Genomic DNA, 226 nt, shown 5'->3' on the forward strand with positions numbered 1-226 from the left:
ACGCCGCGTTGCACTGCTCTTTAACAATTTATCAGACAATCTGTGTGGGCACTCAAAGTGACATGGATTCTTAACGTCGCAAGACGAAAAATGAATACCAAGTCTCTGAGTGAACATACGTAATTCATTACGAAGTTTAATTCACGAGCATCAAACTTAAATTGAAGAGTTTGATCATGGCTCAGATTGAACGCTGGCGGCAGGCCTAACACATGCAAGTCGAGCG

1 rRNA gene is annotated in these 226 nt (G+C 42.9%); it reads left to right on the top strand.

Annotated elements, in window-relative coordinates:
- Positions 1-158 precede the first annotated feature (158 nt).
- Positions 159-226, top strand: a 16S ribosomal RNA gene (locus tag M8014_RS00005); the annotation flags it as partial.

The organism is Silvania hatchlandensis (genome assembly GCF_025564065.1).
In the GTDB taxonomy this organism is placed as follows: Bacteria; Pseudomonadota; Gammaproteobacteria; order Enterobacterales; family Enterobacteriaceae; genus Enterobacter; species Enterobacter hatchlandensis.